The sequence below is a fragment of the uncultured Arthrobacter sp. genome, assembly GCF_964021775.1.
Lineage (GTDB): Bacteria > Actinomycetota > Actinomycetes > Actinomycetales > Micrococcaceae > Arthrobacter.
Genome location: NZ_CAXHZI010000020.1, coordinates 62,455 through 70,274, shown reverse-complemented (window position 1 = coordinate 70,274; position 7,820 = coordinate 62,455). Strand labels below are relative to the sequence as shown.

At 67.1% G+C, this 7,820-nt stretch carries 9 protein-coding genes; 7 read left to right on the top strand and 2 right to left on the bottom strand.

Annotated features, from left to right (window positions below; translation table 11 throughout):
- Positions 1-161 precede the first annotated feature (161 nt).
- Positions 162-428 (bottom strand): DUF1508 domain-containing protein, encoded by a 267-nt coding sequence (locus ABIN76_RS14540; RefSeq protein ID WP_346960388.1) that lies wholly within the window; start codon positions 426-428, stop codon positions 162-164.
- A 156-nt stretch (positions 429-584) separates the two neighbouring features.
- Here ABIN76_RS14540 and ABIN76_RS14535 point away from each other — a divergent pair, with 156 nt between their 5' ends.
- Positions 585-902, top strand: coding sequence for an acylphosphatase (locus ABIN76_RS14535; RefSeq protein WP_346960387.1), 318 nt, complete (start codon positions 585-587; stop codon positions 900-902).
- A gap of 16 nt (positions 903-918) precedes the next feature.
- Here ABIN76_RS14535 and ABIN76_RS14530 read toward each other — a convergent pair whose 3' ends face one another.
- Complete coding sequence (locus ABIN76_RS14530; protein WP_346960386.1) at positions 919-2,640, bottom strand: RecQ family ATP-dependent DNA helicase; 1,722 nt, start codon at positions 2,638-2,640, stop codon at positions 919-921.
- Between the two features lie 157 nt (positions 2,641-2,797).
- Between ABIN76_RS14530 and ABIN76_RS14525 the strand changes: the two genes are divergently transcribed.
- The 6 genes from ABIN76_RS14525 (at position 2,798) to ABIN76_RS14500 (ending at position 7,805) form a co-directional block, all read left to right on the top strand.
- Positions 2,798-3,133 carry a cupin domain-containing protein gene (locus ABIN76_RS14525; protein ID WP_346960385.1) on the top strand — a complete coding sequence of 112 codons (336 nt, stop codon included), beginning with the start codon at positions 2,798-2,800 and terminating at the stop codon, positions 3,131-3,133.
- 42 nt (positions 3,134-3,175) lie between these two features.
- Positions 3,176-4,447, top strand: a complete 1,272-nt coding sequence (locus ABIN76_RS14520) for an alpha-hydroxy acid oxidase (protein WP_346960384.1) — start codon at positions 3,176-3,178, stop codon at positions 4,445-4,447.
- A gap of 81 nt (positions 4,448-4,528) precedes the next feature.
- On the top strand, positions 4,529-5,431 hold the full coding sequence (locus ABIN76_RS14515) for an ABC transporter substrate-binding protein (RefSeq protein ID WP_346960383.1): 903 nt from the start codon (positions 4,529-4,531) through the stop codon (positions 5,429-5,431).
- 6 nt (positions 5,432-5,437) lie between these two features.
- On the top strand, positions 5,438-6,520 hold the full coding sequence (locus ABIN76_RS14510) for an amino acid ABC transporter permease (protein ID WP_346960382.1): 1,083 nt from the start codon (positions 5,438-5,440) through the stop codon (positions 6,518-6,520).
- A complete protein-coding gene (locus tag ABIN76_RS14505) occupies positions 6,517-7,284 on the top strand; it encodes an amino acid ABC transporter ATP-binding protein (protein ID WP_346960381.1) in 768 nt (255 codons plus the stop codon). Before ABIN76_RS14510 ends, ABIN76_RS14505 begins: the two co-directional genes overlap by 4 nt.
- Positions 7,285-7,484: 200 nt before the next feature.
- Positions 7,485-7,805: a GYD domain-containing protein gene (locus ABIN76_RS14500; protein ID WP_346960380.1), complete on the top strand. Its 321-nt coding sequence runs from the start codon at positions 7,485-7,487 to the stop codon at positions 7,803-7,805.
- Positions 7,806-7,820: the final 15 nt, after the last annotated feature.

The window sequence follows — 7,820 nt, the reverse complement described above, 5'->3', positions numbered from 1 at the left end:
CCGGATGTGAGGGGGCGTCGGGTCCGGGGGTGCCGGATGTGAGGGAGCGTCGGGTCCGGGGGTGCCGGATGTGAGGGGGCGTCGGGTCCGGGGGTGCCGGATGTGAGGGGGCGTCGGGTCCGGGGGTGCCGGATGTGAGGGAGCGTCGGGTTCCGGGGTGGCTAGACAGCCGGGGAGTGCCGGCGCCGGTGGGTGCGGGAGCGTGCAGCCGTGCTGGCCTTGGTCCAGGTGGTCCCACCCCAGGGAGTCGAATGCGTCTCCCGGATCAGCCCGGTGCCGGCGCACTCGCGGACTGCCATGATGCCGTCCGCCGCGGAACGCTTGTCCTCGAAGGCTTTTGAGACAGCGAGCACTGTGCCGTCAGCCCCCAGCAGCCGGAACCGGACGTTCGATTCTGCGTCGGTGAAGATCTCGAATTGTCCTGCCATTGTCTATTCCTTTCAGGCGTTCCGGCGGGCGTCGCGGGGTGTCCGCTGAGTGCACCGTGCCGGAGGTCTTCTTCCACCCTCCTTGGCCCGGGACAGGGCTGAAAGGGGCAAAAGTCCCGGATGTGGGCGGCGCAGGACCGGGTCTACATTGGAGGCATGGCTGATTTTGCGGGTGGATCCGGGGCAGTGGATGCGGGAGCCGCCGTGCGGTTGACGGCCCGGGTGCAGGGAATGGTGCAGGCGGTCGGCTTCCGGTATAGGACCGTGCGCAAGGCCGAAGAACTCGCCCTGCGCGGCACCGTGAGGAACAACGACGACGGCACGGTCGGCGTCGTCGTGGAGGGGCCGCAGGCGGTGGTGCTGCAATTTCGGAGCTGGCTGCGCTCGCCGGAGGCGCCCGGGCGGGTGGACCACGTCGAGGAGTCGCTGTCCAACGCGACCGGGGAGTTCAAGGACTTCCAGGTGGTGTACTAACCGGGGCCGGCCCGGTCTAGCCCCCAGCCAAGGTGAGCAGTCCGCGCTCTTGGACGACCTTCCGGGACAGGGTCTTGTAACCCTCGTTTTCGAACAGGACGGTGAGGACGTCGTCGTCGTTCTGCATTATGATGCCCGGCCCCCATTCCGAGTGGACCACCGTGGCGTTCACCGCGAAAATGTCGTCGCCGGAGAGGGCCGGGGCGGCCACACCGCCGTCGCCGGTTGCCGCCGCTTCCTCCGCGGCGGCTCCGGAGGCGCAGTTGTCGCAATTGCCGCACGGCTGCGGCAGGTTCTCGCCAAAGTAGCCCAGCAGGAACTGGCGGCGGCAGCGCCGGGTCTCGGCGTAGCCGCGGATCATCTCAACGCGGGACTGGTCCACCCGCCCGCGTGCTTCGGCCAGCTCGACGGCGCACGCCACCACCCCGTTCGGGTCCGACACGTCGCCCAGCCGGACCCCGTCCGCTTCCGCGGTGACGGCGCCGGTGTCCTGCAGCTGGTTCAGTAGACCGGTGACCCTGCGCGCCGGCAATCCCGCCTGCGCGGCGAGGGTTTTTCGCTGGAGCGGCCCGTTGGCCGCTGCAAGGACGGCCAGCACAACGCGCAGGGATGCTTCGTCCGGGGCGTGCGTGGTAAAGAACCGCCGCAGGCCCAGATCCTCGGAACGGTAGTGCAGCACCGCGACGGCGGGCTCCCCGTCGCGACCGGCGCGGCCGAACTGCTGATAGTAGCTGTCCAGCGACTCGGGGATGTCCGCGTGCAGGACAAACCGGACGTCCGGCTTGTCGATCCCCATCCCGAACGCGGTCGTGGCGACGACGACGTCCAATCCGCCGTCGAGGAACTGTTCGTGCACTCCGGTGCGGTCCGCCGCCGCCATACCGGCGTGATAGGCCGCAGCGCGGAGGCCGTTGCGGGCCAGCTTGTCCGCGTACTTTTCGGTGTCCTTGCGCTTGGCCGCGTAGACCAGGCCCGGGCCGCGCAGGTCGCTGACCAGCTCCGTGGCCTGGCGGATGACCGCGCGGCGCTTCTCCTTGTCCTCGTGGTGGCGGACCACGTCCAGGCTGATGTTGGGGCGGTCGAAGCCGCGGACCAGGACCAGCGGGTCTGTCATCCGGAGCCGCTCGAGGATTTCCTCGCGCACCGGGGGAGCGGCGGTGGCGGTGAGGGCCGCCGTCGTCGGGTTGCCCAGCCGCTCACGGACCTCGCCGAGCCGGAGGTAATCGGGCCGGAAGTCGTGCCCCCAGGAGGTGACGCAGTGTGCCTCGTCCACCACGAAGAGGGCGACGTGCAGGGCGGCCAGCCGTGCCACCGTGCTGTCCTTGGCCAGTTGCTCCGGGGCGAGGAACAGGAAGGCGATGTCGCCGCTTTCCGCCGCCTGCCAGGCGCGTTCCTGCTCGGCAGGGCCGTGGGAGGAGTTGATGGCGGCGGCGCCGTGCGGCCCAACGGCCTCCAACAGCCCGTCCAGCTGGTCCTCCTGCAGCGAGATCAGCGGGGAGACGACGACGGTGGGCCGCTTGAGCGTCCGGTGCAGTAGCAGCGCCGGGACCTGGTAGATGGCCGACTTCCCGTAGCCGGTGGGCATCACGGCGAGGACATCCCGGCCGGAGGCCAGGGCGCTCATGCCGGCGAGCTGCCCGTCGCGGAGCCCGGGCAGGCCGAAAGCGCCCGCGGCGAGCGTGCGTAGGGCGCCGTCGTCGGGCGCTGTGCGGGCCGCTCCGGCGCTGGCCTCGCTCATTCGGCGGCTCCCTTGGGAACGTGGGGACGTGGGCGGGCCGCAATGCGGGCCGTTGAGTTCAGGGTAGGCGCAGCCGGGAGTGACAAGAAACGTTTCGGCGCCCGGTCGGGACAAATGGCCCTCGGCAGGGACCGGCGCGGTGGGTAGGGTGGCCCGCATGCAGAAGATATCGATCGAAGCCCTGGCCCGGCAGCAGGTTGCGGCGGCGCTCGCGGCGCCCAGCGGCCGGGCCGCAGACACCGTGTACGGCGGGCACGAGAAGGTGCTCCGGCAGACCGTGATGGCGTTCAAGGCCGGGACGCAGTTGAGCGAGCACCAGAACCCGGGGGAGGCGACGGTGTATGTGATCCGCGGCTGCGTCCGGCTGCAGGCCGGCGACGAATCCTGGCAGGGCAAAGCCGGCGACCTGCTGATCGTGCCGGACGGGCTGCACAGCCTGGTGGCGGAAGAAGACTCGGCGATCCTGATGACGGTGGCGAAGACCAAAGGCTGACTACGGACTAAAACGCACACGCCCGCAATTGAAAGGCCCTCCGTGAAAGCCAGCGAAGCCAGGCAGCTCATCCAGGTCAAGGCCCCCATCTTGTCGCGCCGGCGCCGGGTGCTGGCCAACGCCTTCAACGTTGAGGAGTACCGGAAGGCGGCCCGGAAAGTGCTGCCCGCCGGGATTTTTGACTACCTAGACGGCGGGTCCGAGGACGAAGTGACGCTGCGCCGCAACCGCGCCGTCTTCGATGCCTGGGCGCTGATGCCCAGCTGGGGGCCGGTGTCCGGACCCGATACGGCCACCACCCTGCTGGGGAAAGAAAGCGCCCTGCCGCTCACCCTGACCCCCACCGGCGCCACGAGGCTGTTCCATCCCGAAGGTGAAGCGGCCGTCGCCGCGGCCGCAGACCGTGCGGGCATTCCTTACGGGCTGGCGGGCCTGAGCACCGTGGCGATGGAAGAGATCGCCAAGCGCCAGCCGAACCTTGACCGCTGGTTCAACTTCGGCCTCACCTCCGACGCTCAGGCGCTGAAGGACAAACTGGCCCGCTGCGAAGCCGCGGGCTTCACCACGCTGATTGTCGGCGTCGATACCCGGGCGCTGGGGTCCCGGGAGCGGGATCTGCACAACGGCTTCACCGCGCCGCCTGCGTTGACGCTGTCCACCGTCGCCGACATCGCCCGGCGTCCCGCCTGGTGGATCAACTTCCTGAAGTCGGATGGCATCAGTTTCCCCAACCTGGACCCCCGCAGTGCCGCGGCAACCTCCATGATCACGCCCGCCATGTGGCAGGCCATCCTCGGCCACTCGGATGCGACCAGCGGATGGAAGGAGCTGGAGGCCTTGCGGCAGGCATGGAGCGGCAAGATCGTCCTCAAAGGCTGCGTCAACCCGGCCGACGTCGCCAAGGCCTCCCGCATTGGCCTGGACGCCGTACAACTGAGCAACCACGGCGGACGCCAGCTCGACCACATGCTCAGCCCCATGGACGTCCTGCAGGAATCCCGGCAGCGGGTGGGCGACTCGATCGAGATCTTCGTGGACTCCGGCATCCGCCGGGGCAGCGACATCCTCAAGGCACTCGCGCTGGGCGCCGACGCCTGCTCCATCGGCCGGGCCTACCTTTACGGTCTTGTCGCCGCGGGATCGCCGGGCGTCGGACGGATCATTGAGATCCTCGCGGACGAACTCCGGCGTACGATGACGTTAGTAGGCGTTTCCAGCATTCCCGAGTTGAAAGCCCGGGGTGGAGAAATTCTCCGGGACATTCGTCATTCCGGGGAAATCCTTGAATCGACGGCGTCAGGCGACACGAAGTGATTCACTCTGATCCAGCAGGCTCCCAGAGTTCTCCCGCAGCGCCGCGGGAGGCCAACGAATCCCTGAACAGCTAAGGAAACCATGCGTACTCGATACCTTTTTCCCGTTCTCACGATCGCTACCGCGCTCTCCCTCTCAGGCTGTGTCAACAACAGCGAACCCGCCGCCACCGGCGGAGCGAATGCGAGCTCCGACGCCGTTGACGTCAAAAAGAACGACGCCATTGCTGCGGCCCTGCCGGAGAAAATCAAGAACGCCGGCGTGCTCAATGTCGGCATGGCCAACAATTACCCGCCCAACGAGTTTAAGGACGATAACGGCGCCCCCGCGGGGTGGTCCGTGGATCTCACCAACGCGCTGGGAAAAGTGATGGGGCTGAAGGTCAATTTCGATATTGGCACCTTCGATAACATTCTTCCGGCCGTCCGGGCAGGGAAGGACGACATGGGCATGTCCTCCTTTACCGACACCGTGGAACGCGAAAAGCAGGTGGATTTCGTGAACTACTATTCCGCCGGTATTCAGTGGGCCGCGCCCAAGGGCAAGACCGTCGATCCCAAGAACGCCTGCGGGCTCAAGGTTGCCGTCCAGGCCACCACCTACGAGGACACCCACGAGGTGCCGGCCAAGTCGAAGGCCTGCACGGATGCCGGGAAGCCGGCCATCACCATCTTCCGCTACGACGCCCAGGACCAGGCCACGAACGCCCTGGTGGTCGGACAGGTCGACGCGATGAGCGCCGATTCGCCCGTGACGCTGTATGCGATCTCCAAGACCAAGGACAAGCTGCAAACCGCCGGCGACGCGTTCGAGGTGGCACCCTACGGGATCCCAGTGGCGAAGGGCAGCGCCTTTACTCCGGTCCTGCAGAAGGCGCTCCAGTCGCTGATCGATGACGGTTCCTATACCAAGATCCTGGCCAAATGGGGAGTGGAAGCCGGCGGCATCAAGACGGCGGAACTCAACGTGGCCGCCAAAGGGTGACACCAGATGAGCGAGCGGGAACCCGACCGGATGATTGACCCGGACCCGGCCAAGCCGCCGCGCGCCGGCAAGGCGCAGCCGGCCGGCGCGGCCCAGCGCGGCGGCGTGGGCGGGGAGCCGGACGACGCCCCGGCGGAGGCGATTGTCGCCATTCCGCTGCGGCATCCCTGGCGGAACGTGATTGCCGTGCTCCTGGTGCTGGGCCTTGCGGTCTTCGTGCTCGACGCCGCGCAGCGCCCGGACTACGGCTGGGCGGATGTGGGCAAGTACATCTTCGACCGCAGAATCAGCCAGGCCGCGTGGGTGACGCTGTGGCTGACCATTTACGCGATGATCAGCGCGATCGTCATCGGGCTCCTGCTGGCCATCATGCGACTCTCCCCGAACCCGGTCCTGAAGAGTATCGCGTGGCTTTACATCTGGATCTTCCGTGGGACTCCCGTCTACGTCCAACTGGTGTTCTGGGGCATCGTGTCGCTGATCTATCCGGTGTTCACCCTGGGGATTCCGTTCATGACGCCTTGGGTCACCATCCCGAACGAGGTCTTCACTAACTTGTTCATTACCGCCGTCATTGGGCTGGGCCTGAACGAGGCCTCCTACATGTCCGAGATCGTGCGGGCCGGCCTGCTGTCCGTCGACGAGGGCCAGGCCGAAGCCTCGACGGCGTTGGCCATGTCCTGGGGTCAGACGATGCGGTACGTCGTGGTTCCGCAGGCCATGAAAATCATCATCCCGCCCACTGGCAACGAAGTCATCTCCATGCTCAAGACCACCTCCCTGGTTGCCGCGATCCCTTTGAGCATCGACCTTTACGGCGTCTCCCGCGGCATCTCCGCGGTGACGTTCACGCCGGTGCCGCTGCTGATCGTTGCGTCGCTCTGGTACCTGCTCTTCACCTCGGTGCTGATGGTCGGCCAGCACTTCATCGAAAAGCGGTTCTCACGCGGAACCGGACGGATGAAGACCAGTAAGGGACCGGCGGAGCCCGGGCCGGCAGCGACGACGGCGCCCGACGCGCCCGGCGCGCCCGGCGCACCCGGTACGCCCGCCGCCCCGACCGGCACCGACTTTGGAGGAAAAGGATGACCGGCGCGCCCATGGTCCTTGCGGAAAAGGTCTCCAAGAACTTCGGCACCAACAAGGTGCTGCGCGGGATCAGCCTGGAAGTGGACCGCGGGGAAGTGCTCTGCATCGTCGGCCCCAGCGGCTCAGGCAAATCGACCTTCCTGCGCTGCATCAACCACCTGGAACGCGTCGACGGCGGCAGGCTGTCGGTGGAGGGCCAGTTGGTTGGCTACCGTCAACGGGGCGGAAAGCTCTACGAGCTCAAGCTCAGTGAAGCGGCGCACCAACGGCAGGACATTGGGATGGTCTTCCAGAGGTTCAACCTGTTCCCGCATCTCACCGCGTTGGAGAACATCACCCTTGCTCCCATGCGGGTGAAAAAACAGTCCAAGGCCGCGGCCACCGCCAGGGCCATGGAACTGCTGGAGCGGGTCGGGCTGGAGGACAAGGGCGATGCCTATCCGGCGCACCTGTCCGGCGGCCAGCAGCAGCGTGTGGCGATCGCCCGGGCCCTGGCCATGGACCCGAAGCTGATGCTCTTCGACGAACCGACCAGCGCCCTGGACCCGGAGTTGGTGGGTGAGGTCCTGGACGTCATGAAGGGACTGGCCAAGAGCGGCATGACCATGATTGTGGTGACCCACGAGATGGGGTTCGCCCGGGAAGTCGCGGACACCCTGGTCTTTATGGATGAGGGCGTGGTGGTGGAAGCCGGACCACCCCGGCAGCTCCTCAGCAACCCGCAGCACGACCGGACGAAGGCGTTCCTTTCCAAGGTCCTCTGACGCGTGCACCGCGAGACGGTCCGGCGGAAGTGGTGACACCGCTGGCGGACTTTCCGGCACCCGTTGTCAGCGCGACCCAGCGGGCCTACGCTGTGCCTCGACGGCCCCACTCCGGGGACCGGCTCCAGGACCCTCCCTCGCCGGGGTGCCAGCACACCCCCGGCTGCCCGCGTCCTGGACTTCACGGGACAGGAACTGCCATGACCAAGTATCTGTTTGAAGCCAATTACCTGGGCGAAGGAATCAAAGGACTGATGCGCGAGGGCGGCAGCAAACGCCGCGACGCCCTGGTGGACGCCCTCAAATCCGTCGGCGGAACGCTCGAGTGCTTCTACTACGCCTTCGGGGACACCGACGTCCTGGGCGTCTTGGAGGCCCCAAGCGACGCCGACGCCGCGGCCCTCTCGCTGATGATCAATGCCACCGGCAACGTCAACGTCCGCCTGAAGCCGCTCATGTCGGTGGAGGACATCGACGAAGCGGTCAAGAAGACACCCACCTACCGGGCGCCGGGTCAGTAGGGGCGTTACCCGCCA